The following is a 21,755-nucleotide window of genomic DNA, read 5'->3' on the forward strand; positions in this document are numbered from 1 at the left end:
GCCAGCCGAGGACCCCGGAGCCATACGAAGCGCAGCCCCACCGGGGCGAGCATCGGAATGGCGTAGGGCAGCCTCGGCGGCTAAAGAACTCTGACATCCACAAGCTCGAAGCCTTGCCGTACCGCGCCACCCCAGGAAACTGGATTTACGTCCCACTTCCTGGGGGCGCTTCAATCGGAAGGGTTTTTCGCCCTGAAGCCGCGCGCCCTACAAAAGTTGTCAGGGCTTTCGATAGGATTTATTGCGAATTGTGACGTTATAATTCCCGGCTGCTTGCATGGGGACGTTCCCCAGAAAGGAGCTCCCAGCATGGTAATGATGTTGCCTTTCCTGACTGGCCTGGTCGCAGTGTGGTTCGGAATGCTAGGCAGGCGCCGTCCTTGCGTGACCTTCTGGCTGCTGACGCTGGCGCTGTTTGCCGTCTGGTGCCAGTACCACATGAACAGCCCGCTCGCATTGTCGTTCTGAGGGCGGGGGCGATGATCTTCTCCCGCAATCCCGCGCGCGGCTCGCGCATCCTGAACGGCCTGGCGCTGCTGGGTATCACCGGCGCCCTGGCCATGGCTTTTTTCTGGCAGATCGCCTACGACGAGCTGCCTTGCCCGCTGTGCCTGCTGCAGCGCGTGGCGCTCTTGCTGGCAGGCGTGGGCTTTCTGCTGAACATGCGCCTGGGCCCTTCGCCCATGCACTACGCGATGAGTATCGCGGCCGCGCTGGGCGGCATGCTGGCCTCGGGCCGGCAGGTGCTGCTGCACATCGCGCCCGGAGACCCAGGCTACGGTTCACCGATGCTGGGCCTGCACTTCTACACCTGGGGGTTCATCGCCTTCAGCGCGATCATCGTGTTCTGCACGGCAATGCTGGCCGTCGACCGCAAATGGGGTGACAACATGCTGCGCAAGCCCGTCTCGCTGCTGGGTGTGCTGGTCATGGCCCTGTTTTTCCTGATGGCGCTGGCCAATGTAGGCAGCACCACGCTGGAGTGCGGTTTCGGGCCTTGCCCGGACAATCCCACCAGCTATCAGTGGCTGGATTCCGCCGCCGCTACCTAGGCGTGTTCCGGCGCCGGGTAAAATACCGGGTTTCGCGGCATCCGTCCGCGGTCCTTTGACTCTCCGCGGCGTTGTGCCGCGGTCTCAACTCTTTGACACCGGTTATGACAGCCAAGACTTCCGCAGCGGCAGAGGCCACCCCCGTGGTGGGCGTGATTATGGGTTCTTCCAGCGATTGGGAGGTCATGAAGCACGCGGTCACCATGCTGGAGGAATTTGGCGTTCCCTACGAGGCGCGCGTGATTTCCGCGCACCGCATGCCGCAGGACATGGCTGACTATGGCGCCGCGGCGCATGCCCGCGGCCTGCGCGGCATCATCGCTGGCGCCGGCGGCGCGGCGCACCTGCCGGGCATGATGGCCGCCCTGACCGAAGTGCCGGTGTTCGGCGTGCCGGTGCCCTCCAAATACTTGCGCGGCGAGGACTCGCTGCTGTCCATCGTGCAGATGCCCAAGGGCGTGCCGGTGGCCACTTTCGCGATTGGCGAAGCCGGGGCCGCCAATGCGGCGCTGCACGTGATCGCCACCCTGGCTGGCACGGACGCCGGCTTGCATAAGAAGCTGGTGGCGTTCCGCGCCCGCCAGACGCAAGCCGCGCGCGACATGAAGGTTCCGCCCGAGGCCTGATCAGAATGACTCAATCGACTCCTTTCATGATTGCTCCCGGCGGCTGGCTGGGCCTGCTGGGCGGGGGCCAACTGGGCCGCATGTTCTGCCACGCGGCCCAGAGCCTGGGTTACAAGGTCGCGGTGCTGGATCCGGCCGCCGAATGTCCGGCGGGCATGGTGGCCGACCTGCACATCCAGGCGGCCTATGACGACGAGGCCGGCCTTGAGCGCCTGGCGCATACCTGTCAGGCCGTCACCACCGAATTCGAGAACGTGCCCGCTGACAGCCTGCGCACGCTGGCCACGCGCTGCCGCGTCAGCCCGGCCGGTGATGCCGTGGCCATCGTGCAGGACCGCATCGCCGAAAAGACCTTTATCGCCGCGCAGGGCATCCCCGTGGCGCCGCATGCGGCCATCCGCAGCGAGGCCGATTTGCGCGCCGCGCCGCAGGGCTTGTTCCCCGGCATCCTGAAAGTCGCCCGCCTGGGCTATGACGGCAAGGGCCAGGCCCGCATCAGCACGCGCGAGGAGGCGCTGGCCGCCTTCGCCGAGTTCGGCGGCGTGGCCTGCGTGCTGGAAGCGCTGATGCCGCTGGACTACGAAATCTCCGTGGTCCTGGCACGCGGCTTCGATGGCGCGAGCGTCGTGTTCCCGGTGGCGCGCAACGTGCATCGCGACGGCATCCTGGCAGTATCGACCGCCGCGCCCGTGCAGCAGGACGCGGCCCATGCCGAACGCCAGGCGCGCGCCACGCAGGCCGCCCAAGCCATCGCGCAAGGCCTGGGCTATCACGGCGTGCTGTGCGTGGAGTTCTTCGTGCTCAAGGACGGCAGCCTTATCGTTAACGAGATCGCGCCGCGTCCGCACAATAGCGGCCACTACACCATGGACGCCTGCCTCTCCAGCCAGTTCGAGCAGCAGGCGCGCGCCATGGCCGGCTTGCCGCTGGGCGGTTCCGACCTGCTGGCGCCCGCGGTCATGTTGAACATCCTGGGCGACATCTGGTATCCGTCGGCCACCGCCACGACCCAGCGCGAGCCCGATTGGGCCGCGGCGCTGGCCGTGCCCACGGCCAAGCTGCACCTGTACGGCAAGCGCGAAGCGCGCCGCGGCCGCAAGATGGGCCACATCACCATCGTGGCGCCCACCCTGCAACAGGCTCGCGACGACGCTGCCCGCGTGGCCGCGGCGCTGGGCATGCAGGCTCCGGAGTAGGGCGCCGCGATTCCATGACCTCCTTGTCCCCGTCAGCTTCCGCCAGCGCCGCGGAGATCGCCCACGCCGCGCAGCGCATGCTGGACGGCGAGTTGGCCGCGTTTCCCACCGAGACCGTCTACGGCCTGGGCGCGGACGCGGAGAATCCGCAAGCGGTCGCCAAGATCTATGCGGCCAAGGGCCGGCCGTCCAATCACCCCGTCATCGTGCACATCGCGCCGCAAGGCGACCTGTCGTACTGGGCGGCGGAAGTGCCGCAAGAGGCGCGTCTGCTGATCGACGCGTTCTGGCCAGGTCCGCTGACGCTGATCCTCAAGCGCGCGGCGCATATCGCCGACACGGTCAGCGGCGGCCAGGACAGCATCGGCATCCGCTGCCCCTCGCATCCCGTGGCGCAGGCACTGCTGGCAGCGTTTGCCGCAGGCAAGCCCAACGGGCAGGGCGGCGTCGCCGCGCCCTCGGCCAACAAGTTCGGCCAGGTATCGCCAACGCGCGCCGAACACGTGCGCAGCGAATTCCCCGAAGAAGTCGCGGCCGGCATGCCCGTGCTGGAAGGCGGCGCGTCGGAAGTGGGCATCGAATCCACCATACTCGACCTGTCGCGCCTGGACCGCGGCGCGGGCCCGGTGCTGCTGCGTCCTGGCCACATCAGTGCCGCGCAGATCGAAGCCGTGCTGGGCGTGCAGGTTTTTGCCCCCGACGCAACCGCACCGCGGGCCTCGGGCACGTTGAAGGCGCACTACGCGCCGCGCACGGCGCTGGAACTGGCGAGTGACGCGCGCCTGCGCGACGTGGCGCAAGGACTGGGCTTGCCCGAAGGCAAGGTCGTGGTGGTTGCCTACGGCGATCGGCCGGCTGCGCTGGACGCCCGCGTGCAATGGCAGCCCGTGCCCGCCGATCCGGCGCGCTACGCCCAGGCGCTTTATGGCTTGCTGCGCGATCTGGACAAGCAAGGTTATGCGCGCATCATCGTGCAGGCGCCACCCGCCACCGACGACTGGCACGCCGTCAATGATCGCATCGGCCGCGCCGCCGCGGCCTTCACGCTGGACACGACGGACCTGTAAGTCCAGGGGCGGCGCGCGGGCTTGCCCCGTCCGTGGCCTCAGGCCACCAGGAACTCTCCGATTCTTTCCACGGCCTGCCGCAAGGGCGGCAGGAAGTCTTCCGTCAGGCGGCTCAGCGGCACCCGCGCCGCTTTGACGCTGACATTGACCGCGCCGCAGGCCTTGCCGCTGGCCGAACGCACGGGCACCGAGATGGCACGCACATTCAATTCCAGCTCCTGGTCGACGACCGCGTAGTCCTGTTCGCGGATGCGCGCCAGTTCGGCGCGCAGCTTGTCCTCGGCGATGACGGTGAATTCCGTGTACGGCTGCAGCTCCGTCGCCGCGAAATAGCGTGCCAGCCCCGGCTCCGGCAACTGCGCGAGCAGCACCCGGCCGATGGACGTGCAATAGACGGGCAGCCTGCTGCCCAGCCCCATCGACGTGGCCAGCAGACGGTGGACTTCCGAGCGCGCCAGATAGAGCATCTCGTGGCCTTCCATAATGGCCAGGGCGCAGGTCTCGTTGACCGTTGCGCTCAGCTCCTCCAGCACCGGCTGTGCCAGCGATACGAAGGGCGTGGAGGAGAAGTAGGCGTAGCCCAGGCCGAGGATGCGCGGGGTCAGCACATAGAGCCTGCCGTGCTGCTCGGCAATGCCCAGCAGGATCAGCGTATGCAGGCAGCGCTGCACCACCGCTCGGGGCAGGCCCGCGCGGCGGCTCAGTTCGGCCGCGGTCTGGGGATGGCGGCGCGTGCCGAAGGCGCGGATCACGTGCAGGCCGCGCGCAAGCGTCAGCATGTAGTCCGGATCGCCGCGCAGATGATCGGGATGATCTTCCGCCGCAAGCGGCGCGGCGTAGCCGGGCGGAGGAAGATTGGGCCGCATCAGGCTGCGCGCAATGGCGCGCCGGTGCGCGCCTGGAGGGCTGTCAGGGTCATGCCGTCGATCATATCCCGAACCAGCAGCCCGTCCGGCGTTACCTCGATGACGGCCAGGTCCGTGTAGATGCGATCCACCACGCCGGCGCCTGTCAGCGGATAGGTGCAGCGTTCGACGATCTTGGGTTCGCCGCTCTTGGAAGTGTGCTCCATCATGATGTAGACGCTGCGCGCGCCGACTGCCAGGTCCATTGCGCCGCCCACTGCCGGCGCTTCTCCCGGCTTGGCCAGCGACCAGTTGGCCAGGTCGCCATTGGCGGCGACCTGCATGCCGCCCATGACGCAGATGTCCAGGTGTCCGCCGCGCATCATCGCGAACGAATCCGCGTGATGAAAGTATGCGCCGCCTGCCAGCAGGGTAACGGGCTGCTTGCCTGCATTGATCAGGTCCAGGTTGATATCGGCTTCGGCGGGGGGCGGCCCCATGCCCAGGATGCCGTTTTCGCTGTGCAAGATGATCTCGCGGCCGGCGGGCAGATGGGCGGCCACCAGCACGGGCATGCCGATGCCCAGGTTGACATAGCTGCCGTCGGGAATGTCCTGGGCCAGGCGGCGCGCCATGGCCTCGCGGGTCAGGGGTTGGAACATGTGGACTCCTTCTGGGTTCGGGGGCTGCTAGCTCGAGAACGCCGCGTTGGCCACTTGGGTGACGCGCTGGACGAATATGCCCGGCGTCACGACGGATTCGGGGGATAGCTCGCCCAGCGCCACCTTGGCGCGCACTTGCACGATGGCGGTCTTGGCCGCCATGCACATGACGGGGCCGAAGTTGCGCGCGCTCTTGTTATAGGTGAGGTTGCCCCAGCGGTCGGCCAGGTCCGCCTTGACCAGCGCGAAGTCGCCGTGCAGGGGCTCTTCGAAGACATGGCCGCGGCCACCGATCATGCGGGTTTCCTTGCCGCGCGCGAGTTCGGTGCCGTAGGCCGTGGGGGTGTAGAACCCGCCCAGGCCGGCGCCGGCTGCCCGCAGGCGTTCGGCGATGGTGCCTTGCGGCACGCATTCCAGTTCGATGCGGCCTTGGCGGTAGAGCTCGTCGAAGACCCAGGAGTGCGAGGCCTTGGGAAACGAGCAGATGACCTTGCGCACCCGGCCGGCCTTGACCAGCGCGGCCAGGCCAGTTTCGTGGTTGCCGGCGTTGTTGCTGACCACGGTGAGATCACTTGCGCCTTGCACGATCAGTGCGTGGATCAGTTCCGTGGGCATGCCGGCGCCGCCGAAGCCGCTGATCAGCACGGTGGCGCCGTCGTGGATGTCCGCGACGGCAGACTCGGGCGTGTCGTAGAACTTGTCGATCATGGTTGGGCTCCGCGTTCAGTCCACGCTGATGCGCGCCTGCTTGATGATCTCGGCGTAGCGCGCCGAGTCGGTCTTCATCAGCGCGGCGAATTGCGCGGTGGTGCCGCTGGCCGGCAGGAATCCCGCGTCCAGGAATTTCTGCTTGACGTCGGGCTCCTTGACGATCTCGCTGATCTCGCGCGCCATGCGTTCTATGATCGGCGCGGGCGTGCCCGCCGGCGCCATCAGGCCAGCCCAGGAGCCGGTGACAAAACCGGGCAGGCCGGCTTCTTCCATGGTCGGAATGGAGGGCTCGGTCGGCCAGCGTTGCTTGCCCGTGAACGCCAGTGCCTTCAGCCGGTTCTGTTTCACGTATTGCATGGGAACCAGGATGGGATCGAAGACCATGGAGACTCGCCCGCCCAGCAAATCAGCCAGGATGGGCGCGCTGCCCTTGTAGGCGACGTGGGTCATCGTGATCTTGTTTTGCAGCGCGAAGTCGGCGCCAGTCAGGTGCGCGCTGGATCCGTTGCCGCTGGACGCATAGGTGAGTTTGTCTGGATTCTTGCGCGCATAGTCGACCAGTTCGGCAACCGTTTTCACCGGGATGTCTTCGGCGACGAACAGGAACAGCGGCAGGTCCGCCATCTGCACCACGGGCGTCAGGTCGGCCGGGCGATAGCCCAGCTTGTACAGATGGAAATTGATGATGTAGGCCGGCAGGATGGACAGGAAGGTGTAGCCGTCTGGCTCCGCTTTTGCCGCCACGGCCGAGCCCACGCTGCTGTTGGCGCCGGGCCGGTTCTCGATGATGATGGTTTGCTTCAGGCGCGCGCCCAGCTTGTCCATCACGATGCGGGTGACGATGTCGGTCGACCCGCCGGGCGTATAGGGCACGATGATCTTGATCGGCTTGCTGGGCCAGGCATCAGCGGCATGGCCGGTACCGCTGGCCAGTCCTGCCGCCGCCAGCGCGGCGGCCAGCAGGGTCTTGAAGATATCGCGGCGGGACTGCAAGAGGCTTGCACGGGTCATGGGTGGGTCTCCTCCATGAGTCGGCCGGTATCCACGCCCGGCCGTATTTTTGAGAGATCGCGGCTCCGGCAGCAGTGGGCCCGGAACGCGAAAAAAGTATGGCACGCAAGGCAAGCCCTCATCGGCGGCGGGCGAGAGGATAAAGTTCGTTCACCGGACAACGCCGGCATGGACTGGAAAGCCGCGCCCCGCTCCGGGTTTCCACTAGGCGCCGCCGCGTTGTTCACGCCGTGGACATCGCTTAATCTGGCGGCCGGCCCAGTAAGGCAGGGCTCGGTTTCAAACGCAGCCGGCTTACAAGCCGGCGCGGGCATCCATCTCAGGAGAAGTGATCATGAAGCGGTCCATCTTGTTTGCAGCCAGCGCCATTGCCCTGGCTTGCGCATCCCAGGCGGCGGTGGCGGGGCCCACCCTCGATGCCGTAAAGAAAAAGGGATACGTGCAGTGCGGCCTGACCGACGGCGTATCCGGCTTTTCGGCGACCAACAGCAAGGGCGAATGGGAAGGCATGGACGTGGACATCTGCCGCGCGGTGGCGGCGGCCGTGTTCGGTGATCCGACCAAATTCAAGGGCACGCCGCTGTCCACGCAGCAACGCTTCACCGCGCTGCAATCCGGCGAAGTGGACGTGCTGCTTCGCACCGTTACGCTGACGCAGACTCGCGATACCTCGCTGGGCCTGGCGGCCGTGGCCGCGAGCTTCTACGATGGCCAGGGCATCCTGGTGAACAAGAAGCTGGGCGTGAAAAGCGCCAAGGAACTCAATGGCGCCACCGTTTGCGTGCAGCCCGGCACCACCACCGAGCTCAATCTGGCCGACTGGTTCCGTACCAACAACATCGAGTTCAAGCCGGTGGTGATCGACAAGGTGACCGAAGTCGTGCGGGCCTTCGAGTCGGGACGCTGCGACGCGTTCACCGATGACGCTTCGCAACTGGCCGCGGTCCGCGCGACGCAGGTCGCCAAGCCGGACGACTACGAAATTCTGCCGGAACGCTTCTCCAAGGAGCCGCTGGGCCCGATGGTGCGCCAGGGCGACGAAAACTGGCTCGGGATCGTGCGCTGGACCTTGTTCGCGCTGATGGAGGCCGAGGAATACGGCATCACACAGAAGAACGTGGACGAAATGCTGAAGAGCAACAATCCCAATATTTCCCGCATCCTGGGCGTGACCCCGGGCGCGGGCAAGAACATGGGGCTGGACGAGAAGTGGGCCTACAACGCCATCAAGGCCGTGGGCAACTACAGCGAAGTGTTCGAACGCAACGTCGGCAAGGACAGCAAGCTGGGCTTGCAGCGCGGCACGAACGCGTTGTGGAACAAGGGCGGCGCCATGTATCCCTGGCCGATCCGCTAGAGCCGCACGCCAGTCAAGACGGCCCGGTATGCCGGGTCGTTTTTTGTCGCCGGGCCGCCCCAAGACAAAAAAGCGCGGCATCGCCATGCGATACGTTCGCACCGTAATGCGGTACGCTATGCGCTTTCCATTGGACGCCCCACGCGCCATGACGCAAATCCGAAACGCCGAGGATTCCCCTTTGTTCATTGCCGCGCTGGCGCGCGGCGTTTCCGTGCTCCGAGCCTTCAGCGAGGGCCAGCCTGCCATGACCTTGCCGGAACTGGCCGATGCCACTGGCCTGAGCAAGAGTTCGGTGCAGCGCTTCGCCCATACCTTGTGGACCTTGGGTTATTTGCGCAAGGATCCTCTGAGCAAGAAGTTCTCGCTGGGGCCCTGGTCGCTGGAACTGGGCATGAAGTACGTCCAGACCAGCCCGCTGGTGCTGGGCGGCAATCCGTTCCTGCACTCGCTCAACCGCAACAGCCAGGAAACTTGCAGCCTGGCCGAGCCCGACGGTCTGGACATGGTCTATGTGGCGCGCTTTGCCACCCACAAGGAAATGTTCGTGAACATGCCGGTGGGCATGCGCCTGCCGCTGTATTGCACGGCGGCGGGCCGCGCCGTGCTCGCCAGGCTGGATCCAGGGGTGGCGCGCGACCTGCTGGAGCGCTGTGACCGTAAGTCCTACACCGCCGCCACGATCACCGAAATGGACGCGTTGCTTGCGGAGCTGGACTTCGCGCGGCGCCACGGTTATGCGCGTTCGGACGGCGAGTTCTATCCCGGCGACATCACGGTCAGCGCCGCGGTGCTGGATGCCGGCGGCACGCCGGTGGGGGCGGTCAACGTGTCGGTGCCGTCCAGCCGTTGGTCATTCGAGCAGGCGCAGGCGGTGTTCGGCCCGCAAGTGGTGGAAACGGCGCACGCTATCAGCGCGTCGCGCACGTTGGGACGGTCGCGCCCGTTCTATGAAATGGAGCCGCCGGGCGGCGCCTTGCGCGACGCGATGCCGTTCGCAAGCGACGAGGGTTGATTCGCGGCTGCATTGCCGGGGCATCGCGCGGGCCGCTTTGCGGACTAATTTCATACTAAATAAGTAGGGTATTTATAAATCCGATTAGGGGAAACTCCCTAATTGGCCGGATGCTTGTACGCACGCTACTCTTATTTCGACATGATCATATCGCACAGCGATTTGATCGAATCTAAATAGTGATACAAACCCGGTTCGAGAGGACGGGTCGTCACACAGGAGCCGAGTTGTGCAGCAGCCAGCCGAAGTCTGTTTTCATCCCGTCGCGGGGTTCATGGGCCTGCCTTCCGCCCGCGCTACGGGCACGGGCGCGGCGCGCGCCTGCGTAGTGGGCATTCCGTTCGATTGCGGCACGCACCCGTTCCGTGTCGGTTCGCGCCAGGGACCGGATGCGATCCGCGAGCAATCCCGGCTGCTGCGGCCCATCGACATCTTCCGGCGCCATGGCATCGACAATCCGCCGGACTTCCTGCGTGCCATCGATGTCGGCAACGTGGCCTGCCATCCGGGCGATCCGGATGCCTCCTATCCGCTCATCGAGGCTGGCATCGGCTCCATTCTGGATGCGGGCGCCATTCCGATTTCCATGGGGGGCGATGGCGCGGTCACGCTGCCGCAACTGCGGGCCGTGGCGCGCCGCCATCCTGATTTCGTGGTGCTGCATTTCGATTCGCACACCGACACTTACCCCATACCCGGGTACAACACGGCGACCACGTTCACGCGTGCCGCCGAAGAAGGATTGCTGGACGTTGCGTCCAGCTTCCACGTCGGCACGCGTGGCAGTTCCTTCATGCCGGGCGTGCTGGAGTTCGGCCGCGAGGTCGGCTACACGATCCTGCCCTACGACGATTTCGACCAGGACCAGAAGGGCGCCCTGGCCGAGATCAAGCAGCGCATCGGCCAGCGGCCCGTGTACCTGTGCTTCGATATGGACATCTTCGATCCCTCCTGCGCGCCGGGCGTGTGCACGCCGGAGTGGGGCGGGCTTTCCGCCAAGGAGGGGCTGGCGCTGCTGCGTCAGCTGGCGGGCCTGAACTTCGTGGCGTTCGACGTCAACACAGTGTCGCCGCCGCAAGACGTGCAGGGGGCCACGGCCTTCCTGGCCGCCACCGTCATGCAGGAATTCTGCGCGCTGGCGGCGGTAGCGGTGCAGCAGTATCCGCAGGGGCGTCCGGCCTGAGCCGGCGCAAACCCTCCGATGACTTCATTCAAGGGGAAAACGATGAAACTCAAATCCATTCTGCTGGGTCTGGCCACTGCCGGCCTGCTGGCCCAAGCCGGTGCGCAGGCGCGCACGCTGGAGGAGATCCGCGCGGATCAGAGCCTGAACGTGGTGACCACGGCGTCCGCGCCGCCGCACGGCTTCAAGAATCCGAAGTCGAATCAGCTCGAAGGCATCATGGTGGACGTGGCCGCCGCCGTGGCCAAGCACCTGAAGGTCTCGGACAAACTGTCCGACGTGCCGTTCTCCGGTCTGATTCCCACACTGACCTCGGGGCGAGCCGACGTCATGTCCGCGCCGCTCTTCATCACCGAAGAGCGTGCACGCGCCATCGATTTTTCGGCGCCGGTCTATGAATGGGGCGAGGGCATCGTGGTCAGCGACAAGGCGGACAAGAAGTACGCCAAGTTCGAGGACATGAAGGGCCAGCGCGTCGGCGTGCTGGTGGATTCGGTGCAGTTCAACATGATCAAGGACATGCCCGGCACCAAAGTGTCGACCTACCAGGACTACTCCACGCTGCTGGCCGACGTTCGGGCTGGACGCATCGACCTGGGCATCGTGGATCCGCCCAGCATCATCTACCAGATCAAGACCAAGAACATCCCGGGCGTGAAGCTCGATACGGGCTACCAGCCACAGCGCAAGTGGCAGGTGGGCATGGCCGTGCAAAAGGGCAATGCCGCTTTGCTGGAGGCAGTCAACGGCGCGCTGGCGCAAATGAAGCAGAACGGCGAACTCGCCGCCATCGGGCAGAAGTGGGGTGTTGCCGACCTGATGAGCAAGTGACGCGGCAGCGGCACGGATAAGGAGCACGACGTGGATCTCGAAACCCTGCGCATGTACCTGACCCCTCTGGCCGAGGGCACGGTCTGGACCCTGGCGCTGTTTTTCTGTTCGGCATTCCTGGCGGTGGCCCTGGGCCTGCTCGTCTGTCTGTGCCGCCTGTCGCCGTCGCGGCTGCTCAGCCGGGGCGCCCGCTTCTACATAGATGTGATACGCGGCACGCCGCTACTGCTGCAGCTGTTCTACATCTATTACGGCCTGCCGGAAATGGGCGTGGTCATCAACGGCTTCGTCGCCGGCGTGCTGGGCCTGACGCTGAATTTCGGCGCCTACCTCGCGGAGCTTTTCCGCAGCGGCATCCAGTCGGTGGACTCCGGCCAGTACGAGGCGGCGCGCGCGCTGGGGCTGGGCAAGGTGCAGCGGCTGCGCCGCATCGTGTTGCCCCAGGCATTGCGCACCGTGTTCCCGGCGCTGGGCAACTACGCGTTGGTGCTGATCAAGGAAACGTCGCTGGTTGCCGTCATCAGCGTCTATGAACTGATGCGCGCCGGCGAGATGCTGGCGGGAGCCACCTTCCAGGCGCTGACCGTCTACACCATGGTGGGGATCATCTATTTCGCCATGTGCAGCGTGCTGTCCTACGTGTTCCGCCGTTCCGAAAAACGCCTGACCGTGCCGGGCTATTGGAGCGGCGCGGGCGAAAACCATGACATTTCCAAGGCCTGATGCGATGGATGGATTGAACTACGCCGCCCCTATCATCACGATGCAGGGCGTATGCAAATGGTATGGCGACTTCAAGGTGCTGGACGATCTTGCGCTGGAAGTGCTGCCGGGCGAGAAGCTGATCCTGTGCGGACCGTCAGGTTCCGGCAAGTCCACCACCATCAGGCTCCTGAACCGGCTGGAGGAACACCAGAAAGGGCGCATTGTGGTGGACGGCATCGAGCTGAACGACGATCTGAAGAATATCGAGCGCATCCGCGCCGAGGTCGGCATGGTGTTCCAGCACTTCAACCTGTTCCCGCATCTGACGGTGCTGGAGAACTGCACGCTGGCCCCGATGCTGGTGAAGGGAGTGCCGCGCGAGGAGGCCGAGTCCCGGGCCATGGAATACCTGGAACGCGTAAAGATCCCGCAGCATGCAGCCAAATATCCGGGCCAGTTGTCAGGCGGGCAGAAGCAGCGCGTGGCGATTGCCCGGGCCTTGTGCATGCGGCCGAAGATCATGTTGTTCGATGAGCCCACTTCCGCGCTGGATCCGGAGATGGTCAAGGAAGTGCTGGACACCATGGTGGCGCTCGCCCGCGATGGCATGACCATGGTGTGCGTGACGCACGAAATGGGTTTCGCGCGCGAGGTCGGCGACCGCGTGGTCTTCATGGACCAGGGGGCGATCGTTGAATCCGACACGCCCGACAACTTCTTCCGCGCGCCGCGCACGGAGCGCGCGCAGGCGTTCCTGGGGCAGATCCTGGCCTGAGGCCGCCTGCGAAAATTCCGCGTGGCGGAACCTGTGGAATGGTTCCATGACGGCGCCCTGAAATGGCTCTAGCCGGTTTCGGCTACGCTACCTATCATGCATGTCACGCGGGCGCGCATGCGCCCATGCACCGCCAATGGAAAATGATCAGGGAAAAACGATGAACGGCGCTGATAGTCTTTGCGATACCTTGCTTGCCAACGATGTGGATGTTTGCTTTGCCAACCCCGGCACATCGGAAATGCACTTTGTCGCGGCATTGGATCGCAAGCCCAAAATGCGCTGCGTGCTGGGCCTGTTCGAAGGCGTGGTGACGGGCGCGGCCGACGGCTACGCGCGCATGGCCGACAAGCCCGCCGCCACCTTGTTGCACCTGGGGCCGGGCCTGGGCAACGGCCTGGCCAACCTGCACAACGCCAAGCGCGCCCGCACGCCCATGGTCAACATCGTGGGCGATCATGCTACCTACCACGTCCAATACGACGCACCGCTGACGAGCGACGTGGAGGGCGTTGCACGCCCGATGTCGCACTGGGTCAAGCGCACGATGAAGGCCGCGGACCTGTCCGCGGACGCCGCCGAGGCGGTAGGGGTGGCGCGCCGCTCGCCGGGCAACATCGCCACGCTGATCCTGCCGGCCGACACGGCCTGGACGGAACTGCCCGCCAATGCGAGCGCACCGGTACTCGCCAGGCACGAGGCCTTGACCCAGACCTCGGCCGAAGCGGTGCGCGCGGCGGCTGCCGCGATACGTTCCGGTGAAGTCACGACCTTGATGCTGGGTGGCGCGGCGCTGCGCGAACGCGCGCTCAACGCCGCTGGCCGCATTGCGCGCGCCACCGGCGTGCGCCTGGTGTCGGAAACCTCCAACCGCCGCATCGAACGCGGCGGCTCGCGCACTCCGGTCGACCGCCTGCCGTATCCGATCGACCTGGCAGTGGCCAAGCTGAAGGACGTGCGGCATCTGGTGTTGGTGGGCGCGAAAGCGCCGGTCGGCTTTTTCGCCTATCCCGGCAAGCCCAGCCTGCTGGCGCCCCCGGACGCCAACAAGGTCGTGCTCGCCACGCCCGAGCAGGACCTGGCGCATGCGCTTGAGTGGCTGGCCGACGAACTGGGCATTGCGCCGGACGCCCCGCGCTTGGCTGCGCCGGCCGCCAGCTACGAAGTGCCGCAATCCGGCAAGCTGACCGGCGCCGCCGTCAACATCCTGATCGCGCACCATTTGCCGGAGCAGGCCATCGTCTGCGACGAGTCCATCACCCAGGGCCGCGAATTCCCCATCTATAGCGCCAGCAGCGCGCCCCACGATTGGCTGATGCTGACCGGTGGCGCCATCGGCATCGGCCTGCCCATGGCCACTGGCGCGGCGGTGGCCTGCCCTGACCGCAAGGTCGTCACCTTGCAGGCGGACGGCAGCGGCATGTACACCTTGCAGGCGCTGTGGACGCAGGCGCGCGAGAACCTCGATTGCCTGACGGTGATCCTGGCCAATCGTTCCTACGCCACGCTGCACGGCGAAATGAAGAACGTGGGCGTCATGGAGCCGGGACGCAACGCCCGGCGCATGCTGGATCTACAAGAACCGCACCTCGAATGGACGCATCTGGCGCGCGGCATGGGAGTCGAGGCGGTCAGCGTGGACACCGTGGAAGGATTTGCGCGCGCGCTGCAGGAAGGCCTGAAGCGCCGCGGCCCGTTCCTGATCGAAGCCGTGATCTAAACGCCCAGATAGCGCGTCAGCTGCTCGGGCTGCCGGGCCAGCGACGCGCTGTCGCCGTCTTGCACGATCTGGCCCTTTTCCATCACCAGGCACCGGTCGGTATGTTCCAGCACCGCGCGGTAATTGCGGTCGACGATCAAGGTGGACATGCCGCTGGCGCGGATCTGGCGGATGATCTTCCAGATCTCGGCCACGATCAGCGGCGCCAGGCCCTCGGTGGCCTCGTCCAGGATCAGCAATTCGGGATTGGTCATCAGCGCCCGGCCGATGGCCAGCATCTGCTGTTCACCGCCCGATAGCTGCTGGCCGCCATGGCCCAGGCGCTCCTTCAGCCGCGGAAATACGTCCAGAACCCGGGCATAGCTCCATTCCTGGCGTCCGTCCCTGCCGGCGCGCGCCGCCACTTGCAGGTTCTCGCGCACATTCAGATTGGGAAAAATGCCGCGCCCTTCGGGCACGTAAGCCACGCCCATGCGGGCGATGGCATGCGGCTGTGCGCGGGTGCAGTCGCGGCCATCCACGCGCACGCTGCCCTGGGCGCTCTTGACGTGGCCCATCAGGCTGCGGATCAGCGTGGTCTTGCCCATGCCGTTGCGGCCCACCAGGCCGACGGATTCCCCGGGCGCGATATGCATGTCGACGCCGCGCAGCACGTGGCTGGCGCCGTAATAGACATGCAGGCCGCCGGCTTCGATCAAGGCGTTCATAGGCTGGCTCCATGCGCTTCTTCGCCCAGGTAGGCGGTGCGCACATCGGCATTGGCGCGGATATCGGCGGGCGTGCCGCTGGCGATGGTGGCGCCGTTGACCATGACGGTAAGGGTTTCGGCGACGCGGAAGACTGCGTCCATATCGTGTTCGACCAGCAGGATGGCGTGACCGGGCTTGAGCGTTTCCAACAGTTCCAGGATGCGGTCGGTTTCCTCGGGGCCCATGCCGGCCAGGGGTTCGTCCAGCAGCAGCACCTGCGGCTCGCCCGCCAGGCACATGGCGATCTCCAGCTGCCGCTTGCGGCCGTGCGGCAGCAGGCCGGCCTCGCGCGTGGCCTCGTCCGCCAGACCGGTGCGCTCCAGCGCGTGGCGCGCAAGTTCCGCGCTGTGGCGACATTCCGAGGCGGGGCGCCACCAGTGCCAGAAGCGTTGGCGCCGCGCCTGGGCGGCCAGTCTGCAGTTTTCGAACACGCTCAGCTCGGGAAAGATCGTAGACCGCTGATAGCTGCGGCCCAGGCCCGCGCGCGCCCGGTCGGGCTGGCGCCACGCGGTGATGTCGCGGCCGCCCAGCATGACCTGGCCGCTGCTGGGCGCCAGTTCGCCCGACAGGATGTTGATCAGCGTGGACTTGCCAGCGCCATTGGTGCCGATGACGGCGTGGACCTGGCCGCGCTGCAATTCCAGCGATACGCCATTCACCGCCGTCAGGCCGCCGAAACGGCGCGTGACCGCCTTGGCGGCAAGCAGGATGTCAGACATGCGGTTCTCCCTGGATAGGCAGGCGGGCGGGGGCGGTGCTTGAGGCCGGAGCCGGGGCCCGCCCTGCGCGCCGCTGCCGCAGCTGCGCCGGCAAGCCGGCCAGGCCATTGGGCAACAGGGCCACCAGCGCGATGATGGCCACGCCCAGGGGCAGGTGCCAATGGCGCGCGTATTCGCCGAACAGTTCCTGCGACTGGAACAGCTCCTGCAGCAGCACCAGCGCCACGGTGCCCAGCACCGCGCCGCCCAGGCTGCCCATGCCGCCCAGGATCACCATCAGCAGCACCAGCCCGGACTGTTCCCAGGCCAGCAATTCCGGGGTGACGAAGCCATCCTTCAGGGCGAACAGAAATCCCGCCAGGCTGGCCAGCGTGGCGCCCACCACATAGGCCGCAAGCTTATAGGGATAGGTCGAGTAGCCCGCCGCGCGCATGCGTTGTTCGTTGATGCGTATGCCGGCCAGCGCGGCGCCGAAAGCCGAACGCCGCAACAGCGCCAGAAAGCCCCAGGCCAATGCCAGGCAGGCCAGCACGAAGAAGTAGAATGTCCTGGCGTCGCTCAGGTCGAAAGGCATCCAGCCGCCCACGGACAGCTCTGGGCGAAAGTACAGATAGATGCCATCGCTGCCGCCGCCGATCTTGGTGTCGTGGAACACGTAGTAGGCCATCTGCGAGAAAGCCAGCGTGACCATGATGAAGTACACGCCGCGCGTGCGCAGCGCCAGCGCGCCGGTCAGAAGCGCGTAGGCCGCGGCGGCAAGCAGGGCGGCGGGCAGCAGCCACCAAAGGCCGGCGGCTTCGGATTCGGGCGATAGCAGCGCCGCGGCATAGGCGCCGATGCCGAAGAAGGCGGCGTGGCCCAGGCTGACCAATCCCGCGCCGCCCACCAGCAGTTGCAGGCTGAGCGCGAAGATCGCATAGATCATGATCTTGATCGCCAGGCCGGTGTAGTAGTCGCTGCCGCTCCAGGAAAAGGCCGCCAGGGCCAGCAGCGCCGCAAGGGGCAATAGTCGGTTCAACATGGTCAGCCCTGCTTGAACAGCCCTTCGGGCTTGCAAAGAAGTATGAATGCCATCAGCAGGTAAACCAGCACGCCTGCCGCGGACGGAAACAGCACCTGGCCGAACGTTTCCACCACGCCCACCAGCATTGCGGCCAGGAATGCGCCGCGGATCGAGCCGATGCCGCCGATCACGACCACGACGAAGCAGATGATGAGCACCCCATTGCCCATGCCCGGATAGACGGAAGACACCGGCGCGGCGATGCTGCCCGCCAGGGCTGCCAGCGCCACGCCCGCCGCGAACACCAGGCGGTAGAGTTTGTTGATGTCTATGCCCAGCGAGCCGATCATTTCGCGGTTGCTCGCGCCTGCCCGCAGCATCATGCCCAGCCGTGTGCGCGTGATGACCCAGTACAACAGCAGCGCCACCGCAATGCCCACCGCCGAGATGAACAGCCGGTAGACCGGATAGGTCATCACATCACCCAGCGCGATGCTGCCTTGCAGCCACGCGGGCAGCGGCACACCGTGAACGTCATTGCCAACCAGGATGCTGCGCAGCTCTTCGAAGACCAGGATCAAGCCGTAGGTCATCAGCACCTGCTGCAGGTGGTTGCGCTTGTACAGGTAGCTGAAGAAGGCGGCCTCCAGCAGATAGCCCAACGCGCCGGCCGCCAGCACGCAGACGGCCAGCGTGGCGAGAAAGCCGCCGCCCAGCCAGCGGTCGACGGCCGGGCCCAGGGCGAAGGCCATGTACGCCCCTATCATGTAGAAACTGCCGTGGGCAAGGTTGATGATGCCCATGATGCCGAAGATCAGCGTAAGCCCGCTGGCCACCAGGAACAGCAGCAAGCCGTACTGGAAAGCGTTCAGGCTCTGGATGAGCAGGATGCTGATGTCCATGGGGCCTCCCTGTGGCGGATTGCAGCAGGTGTCAGAGCTTGCAGCCGCGGGCCGGATCGGCCAACTTCTTCACCGCGACGTCCACGACCTTGTTCTCCAGTCCGTCGACGCGGCGCAGATAGATGTCCTGCACGGGATTGCCAGCGCTGGACAGCGTGAAGGGGCCGCGCGGGCTATCCACCGTGGCGCCGCGCATGGCCTTGCGGAAATCCTCTTTCTTGGCGAAATCGCCCTTGACCGCGGTCAGGCCCGATTGCATCAGCTGCGCCGCGTCATAGCCCTGCACCGCATATACGTCGGGCTGCGCCTTGTATGCCTTGCTGTAATCGGCGCGGAAGGCATTGTCACGCGGCGTGTTCAAGCCGTCGGCGTAGTGCAGGGTGGTCAGCAGGCCTTGCGCTGAAGCGCCCTGGGCCTCCAGCGTGCCGTCGGTGAGAAAGCCCGAGCCGTACAGCGGGATGGTCTTGCCCAGGCCGGCCGCATGGTAGTCCTGCACGAACTTCACGGCTCCGCCGCCCGCGAAGAAGGTGAACACCATGTCTGGCTTCAACGCGGCGATCTCGGTCAAAAGCGGCTGGAACTCCACGTTCGGAAACGGCAGGCTCAGTTCCTTCACGACCTTGCCGCCGGCCTTCTCGAAGCCTTCCTTGAAGCCCCCGATGGCCTCGTCGCCGGCCGCATATTTCCAGGTGATGGTGACGGCTGTCTTATGGCCCTTGGCAAAGGCCACCGGACCCATGGCGTAGGCTGGCTGCCAATTGGTGAACGAAGTGCGGAAAATGCCCGGGCCGCACAGCGGACCGGTAATGGCGTTGGCGCCCGCGTTGGTCACGATCAGCGTGGTGTCGGCATCCTTGGCGGCCTTGGCCAGCGCCATCGCCACCCCTGAGTGCACGGTGCCGATCAGCACATCCACCTGGTCTCGTTTGATCAGGCGGTTGGCGTTTTCGGCGGCCTTGGCGGGGTTGGACTCGTCGTCCACCTTGAAGTATTCGATCTCGCGTCCACCCAGCTTTCCGCCTTGCTCGGCGACATACAGTTTGAAGCCGTTCTCGATGGCGTTGCCCAGCGCGGCGTAGGTGCCGCTGTAGGGCAGCATGAAGCCGACCTTGATCTTGTCGGCGGCCTGGGCGCCGGTGGCGGCGAGCGTCAGAGCCGCGGCAAGCGCAGCCCGGGTCAGGGCGTGGTTCATGGTTAGTCTCCGTGCTTGTTATGGGCCGACGCGAGGTCAGCGGGGTTGTGCCAGGCTGCCGACGAAGCCGGCGACGGCCTGGATAACGCGGGCCGGCTGATCCTTGTGCGGCGAATGGCCGCAATCCGGGATCTCCAGCAGTTCGGTCTGAGGCGCGAGCCGGCGGATGCCGCGTATCTGCGCCAACGTGCCGTATTCGTCGTCCAGGCCCTGGATGGCAAGCACCGGACAGGCAATGCGTGACAGGTATTCGTCCAGGTTCCAACGGCGGAAGGCCGGGTCCAGCCAGATGTCGTTCCAGCCCCAGAATGCCGAATCCGGGTTGGCGTGGTAGCGGCCCAGCCTGACGGGCAGGTCTGTCTCCAGATAGGCCTGGCGCGCTTGCGCGATGCTGGCGACCGACACGTCTTCGACCAGGATATGTGGCGCGGCGGCCACCACGCCGGCGACGGCGTCCGGATGCATGGCTGCATAAAGCAGGGCGATCGAGCCCCCGTCGCTGTGGCCGAACAGCACCGGTTTGTCCTGCCTGGCGTCCACCTCCAGGGCGCTCAGCAGCGCGGGCAGCACCTCGCCGGCCTCGCGGTGCATGAAATCCACCGCGCGTTTCTCGTCCGGGCGCAACGGCGTGGACTGTCCGTAGCCTTGGCGAGAATAGACCAACCCGCGGCAGCCGGCGGCTTCGCACACGCGCACGGGCCAGTCCTTCCACATGGACACCGAGCCCAGCCCTTCATGCAGGAACACCATCAGCGCAGCGCCAGGACGGTCGGACCCGATCCATTGGCATTCCAGGCGCAGGTCCCGTCCGCCAGCGTGCAGCTCGGCAAAGACGGTCTCGGCGATGTCGCACGCGCTCATAGCGTCGCCTCTTCCAGCTGGCGCAGGCGAAAGCGCTGAATCTTGCCCGTGGCGGTCTTGGGCAGTTCGTCGGTGAAGTTGATCTGGCGCGGATACTTGAACGGTGCCAGGTGTTGCTTGACGTAGCTTTGCAGCGCGGCTCCGGTCTGCGCGTCGGGTTCGAAGCCTGGGCGCAGCACGACGTAGGCCTTCGTTTTGACCAGGCCGTCATGGTCCGGCACGCCAATCACGGCCGCTTCCAGCACGGCCTCGTGCTGTACCAGGATGTTCTCAACCTCGACGGGCGACACATATTGTCCGCTGACCTTGATCATGTCGTCGCTGCGCCCGGCATACGTGTAATAGCCGTCCGCGTCGCAGATGTATTTGTCGCCGCTCTTGAGCCAGTCGCCCAGGAAGCACTGGCGCGTCTTGTCGCGGTTGTTCCAGTACATCAGGGCGGCGCTCGGCCCCTTGATGTAGAGATCGCCGATGGCGCCGGGCGGCACCAGGGCGCCGCTTTCGTCGCGCAATTGCACTTCGTAGCCCGGCACCGGCTTGCCCGTGGTCCCGTAGCGCAGCTGTCCGGTCTGGTTGGAGATGAAGATATGCAGCATCTCGGTGGAGCCGATGCCGTCCAGGATCTCGCAGCCGAAATGGCGCGTATAGCGTTCGCCGATGTCTCGCGGCAAGGCTTCGCCGGCGGACGTGCAGATCCGCATGGCCACCTGGTCGCGGGAGGGCAGGTCGGGCGAAGCCAGCATGCTGGCGTATAAAGTGGGCACGCCATAGAACACCGTGGGGCGATGCTGGGTAAGGCGCTTGAAGACCGCTTGCGGCGTGGGGCGTTCACCCATCAGGATGACGGTCGCCCCGACCGACAGGGGGAAGGTCAGGCCGTTGCCCAGGCCATAGGCGAAGAACAGCTTGGCGGCGGAGAACACCACGTCATCCTCGCGGATGCCGAGCACCGGCTTGGCATAGAGTTCGGCGGTGTGCCACAGATTGCCGTGGGTATGGACCACGCCTTTGGGCTTGCCGGTGGAGCCGGATGAATACAGCCAGAAGGCGATCTCGTCGGACAGGGTGCGCGCAGCCGGAGCAAGCGGCGCCGCCGCCAGCAAGGATTCGAATTCGCGCGCGGCTTCGGGCAAGGGGCCGGCGGGTTGCGAAACCACCAGATGTTCCACATCGGCGCCGGCTTGCGCGAGCGCTGTCTGCGCCGCGGGCAGCAAGGCGCCCGACACGAACATCGCGCGCACACGGCTGTGGCCGATGATGTATGCATAGTCGTCCGCGGTGAGCAAGGTATTCACGGCTACCGGCACCACGCCCGCGTGCAGCGCGCCCAGGAAGACCACCGGCCAGTCGACGGTGTCCTGCATCAGCAGCAGGATGCGCTCCTCGCGCCGCAGGCCCAGCTGGCGCAGGGCGCCGGCCATGCGGGCCACGCGTTCCGCCAGTTCGCCGTAGCTGATCTGGCGGGTGTCGTCGATGTAGGCCGGCTTGGCGGCGCGCGGCGCATTGAGCGCCGCCAGATGACTGGCAAAGTTGAGTTCGGCGGGACAGGTGTTCACGGTTGTCTCCTGATGTC

General features: G+C 65.9%; 23 protein-coding genes. 12 read left to right on the top strand and 11 right to left on the bottom strand.

The features are described 5' to 3' along the window. Nucleotides 1-309 precede the first annotated feature (309 nt). The 5 genes from VCS63_RS22985 to VCS63_RS23005 all read left to right on the top strand — a co-directional run bounded on the left by VCS63_RS22985 (nucleotide 310) and on the right by VCS63_RS23005 (nucleotide 3,941). Complete coding sequence (locus tag VCS63_RS22985) at nucleotides 310-468, top strand: DUF5993 family protein (RefSeq protein ID WP_222931592.1); 159 nt, start codon at nucleotides 310-312, stop codon at nucleotides 466-468. A gap of 11 nt (nucleotides 469-479) precedes the next feature. Next, complete coding sequence (locus VCS63_RS22990; RefSeq protein ID WP_042794757.1) at nucleotides 480-1,052, top strand: disulfide bond formation protein B; 573 nt, start codon at nucleotides 480-482, stop codon at nucleotides 1,050-1,052. A gap of 104 nt (nucleotides 1,053-1,156) precedes the next feature. Further along, nucleotides 1,157-1,678 carry a 5-(carboxyamino)imidazole ribonucleotide mutase gene (purE, locus tag VCS63_RS22995; protein WP_042794756.1) on the top strand — a complete coding sequence of 174 codons (522 nt, stop codon included), beginning with the start codon at nucleotides 1,157-1,159 and terminating at the stop codon, nucleotides 1,676-1,678. A 5-nt stretch (nucleotides 1,679-1,683) separates the two neighbouring features. Then, the gene (locus tag VCS63_RS23000; RefSeq protein WP_042794754.1) at nucleotides 1,684-2,874 is read left to right on the top strand and encodes a 5-(carboxyamino)imidazole ribonucleotide synthase; all 1,191 of its coding nucleotides are present in this window, start codon (nucleotides 1,684-1,686) and stop codon (nucleotides 2,872-2,874) included. A 14-nt stretch (nucleotides 2,875-2,888) separates the two neighbouring features. After that, on the top strand, nucleotides 2,889-3,941 hold the full coding sequence (locus VCS63_RS23005; protein WP_063961740.1) for an L-threonylcarbamoyladenylate synthase: 1,053 nt from the start codon (nucleotides 2,889-2,891) through the stop codon (nucleotides 3,939-3,941). Nucleotides 3,942-3,979: 38 nt separating this feature from the next. On the opposite strand, the gene VCS63_RS23010 is transcribed toward VCS63_RS23005, so the two are convergent. The 4 genes from VCS63_RS23010 to VCS63_RS23025 are packed head-to-tail and all read right to left on the bottom strand — an operon-like array spanning nucleotide 3,980 to nucleotide 7,170. Beyond that, nucleotides 3,980-4,807 (bottom strand): IclR family transcriptional regulator domain-containing protein, encoded by an 828-nt coding sequence (locus tag VCS63_RS23010; protein ID WP_323881091.1) that lies wholly within the window; start codon nucleotides 4,805-4,807, stop codon nucleotides 3,980-3,982. Beyond that, nucleotides 4,807-5,448 (bottom strand): 3-oxoacid CoA-transferase subunit B, encoded by a 642-nt coding sequence (locus VCS63_RS23015; RefSeq protein WP_042794751.1) that lies wholly within the window; start codon nucleotides 5,446-5,448, stop codon nucleotides 4,807-4,809. Before VCS63_RS23015 ends, VCS63_RS23010 begins: the two co-directional genes overlap by 1 nt. 27 nt (nucleotides 5,449-5,475) lie before the next feature. After that, nucleotides 5,476-6,156, bottom strand: a complete 681-nt coding sequence (locus VCS63_RS23020) for a 3-oxoacid CoA-transferase subunit A (RefSeq protein WP_323881092.1) — start codon at nucleotides 6,154-6,156, stop codon at nucleotides 5,476-5,478. A gap of 15 nt (nucleotides 6,157-6,171) precedes the next feature. Beyond that, on the bottom strand, nucleotides 6,172-7,170 hold the full coding sequence (locus VCS63_RS23025; protein ID WP_063643254.1) for a Bug family tripartite tricarboxylate transporter substrate binding protein: 999 nt from the start codon (nucleotides 7,168-7,170) through the stop codon (nucleotides 6,172-6,174). 334 nt (nucleotides 7,171-7,504) lie between these two features. Here VCS63_RS23025 and VCS63_RS23030 point away from each other — a divergent pair, with 334 nt between their 5' ends. From VCS63_RS23030 to VCS63_RS23060, 7 genes are all read left to right on the top strand, one after another. Next, a complete protein-coding gene (locus VCS63_RS23030) occupies nucleotides 7,505-8,527 on the top strand; it encodes an amino acid ABC transporter substrate-binding protein (RefSeq protein ID WP_063643251.1) in 1,023 nt (340 codons plus the stop codon). A 148-nt stretch (nucleotides 8,528-8,675) separates the two neighbouring features. Continuing rightward, a complete protein-coding gene (locus tag VCS63_RS23035) occupies nucleotides 8,676-9,542 on the top strand; it encodes an IclR family transcriptional regulator (RefSeq protein ID WP_063643488.1) in 867 nt (288 codons plus the stop codon). Between the two features lie 274 nt (nucleotides 9,543-9,816). Next, nucleotides 9,817-10,725, top strand: coding sequence for an arginase family protein (locus VCS63_RS23040; RefSeq protein ID WP_323881170.1), 909 nt, complete (start codon nucleotides 9,817-9,819; stop codon nucleotides 10,723-10,725). A gap of 42 nt (nucleotides 10,726-10,767) precedes the next feature. Then, a complete protein-coding gene (locus VCS63_RS23045) occupies nucleotides 10,768-11,556 on the top strand; it encodes an ABC transporter substrate-binding protein (RefSeq protein WP_042794747.1) in 789 nt (262 codons plus the stop codon). Between the two features lie 30 nt (nucleotides 11,557-11,586). Then, entirely contained in the window at nucleotides 11,587-12,279 is a 693-nt protein-coding gene (locus VCS63_RS23050) for an amino acid ABC transporter permease (protein WP_042794746.1), read from the top strand. A 4-nt stretch (nucleotides 12,280-12,283) separates the two neighbouring features. Then, complete coding sequence (locus VCS63_RS23055) at nucleotides 12,284-13,036, top strand: amino acid ABC transporter ATP-binding protein (RefSeq protein ID WP_042794745.1); 753 nt, start codon at nucleotides 12,284-12,286, stop codon at nucleotides 13,034-13,036. 160 nt (nucleotides 13,037-13,196) lie between these two features. Beyond that, nucleotides 13,197-14,756 carry an acetolactate synthase large subunit gene (locus tag VCS63_RS23060; RefSeq protein ID WP_063643248.1) on the top strand — a complete coding sequence of 520 codons (1,560 nt, stop codon included), beginning with the start codon at nucleotides 13,197-13,199 and terminating at the stop codon, nucleotides 14,754-14,756. Here VCS63_RS23060 and VCS63_RS23065 read toward each other — a convergent pair. From VCS63_RS23065 to VCS63_RS23095, 7 genes are read right to left on the bottom strand one after another with little or no spacing between them, the layout of a single operon-like run. Next, the gene (locus tag VCS63_RS23065; RefSeq protein WP_042794744.1) at nucleotides 14,753-15,463 is read right to left on the bottom strand and encodes an ABC transporter ATP-binding protein; all 711 of its coding nucleotides are present in this window, start codon (nucleotides 15,461-15,463) and stop codon (nucleotides 14,753-14,755) included. The genes VCS63_RS23060 and VCS63_RS23065 overlap by 4 nt on opposite strands. Further along, the gene (locus tag VCS63_RS23070; RefSeq protein WP_042794743.1) at nucleotides 15,460-16,224 is read right to left on the bottom strand and encodes an ABC transporter ATP-binding protein; all 765 of its coding nucleotides are present in this window, start codon (nucleotides 16,222-16,224) and stop codon (nucleotides 15,460-15,462) included. Before VCS63_RS23070 ends, VCS63_RS23065 begins: the two co-directional genes overlap by 4 nt. Then, nucleotides 16,217-17,245, bottom strand: coding sequence for a branched-chain amino acid ABC transporter permease (locus tag VCS63_RS23075; protein WP_063643235.1), 1,029 nt, complete (start codon nucleotides 17,243-17,245; stop codon nucleotides 16,217-16,219). The genes VCS63_RS23070 and VCS63_RS23075 overlap by 8 nt, the downstream gene beginning before the upstream one ends. Nucleotides 17,246-17,247: 2 nt before the next feature. Then, nucleotides 17,248-18,129: a branched-chain amino acid ABC transporter permease gene (locus VCS63_RS23080; protein WP_042794742.1), complete on the bottom strand. Its 882-nt coding sequence runs from the start codon at nucleotides 18,127-18,129 to the stop codon at nucleotides 17,248-17,250. A 31-nt stretch (nucleotides 18,130-18,160) separates the two neighbouring features. Continuing rightward, nucleotides 18,161-19,321, bottom strand: coding sequence for an ABC transporter substrate-binding protein (locus VCS63_RS23085; RefSeq protein WP_042794741.1), 1,161 nt, complete (start codon nucleotides 19,319-19,321; stop codon nucleotides 18,161-18,163). A 36-nt stretch (nucleotides 19,322-19,357) separates the two neighbouring features. Next, entirely contained in the window at nucleotides 19,358-20,182 is an 825-nt protein-coding gene (locus VCS63_RS23090) for an alpha/beta fold hydrolase (protein ID WP_149063983.1), read from the bottom strand. After that, a complete protein-coding gene (locus VCS63_RS23095; protein WP_149063984.1) occupies nucleotides 20,179-21,738 on the bottom strand; it encodes a benzoate-CoA ligase family protein in 1,560 nt (519 codons plus the stop codon). Before VCS63_RS23095 ends, VCS63_RS23090 begins: the two co-directional genes overlap by 4 nt. Between the last annotated feature and the right edge of the window lie 17 nt (nucleotides 21,739-21,755).

Source organism: Achromobacter sp. D10 (genome assembly GCF_035282245.1).
GTDB classification, from domain to species: Bacteria; Pseudomonadota; Gammaproteobacteria; order Burkholderiales; family Burkholderiaceae_B; genus Achromobacter; species Achromobacter insolitus.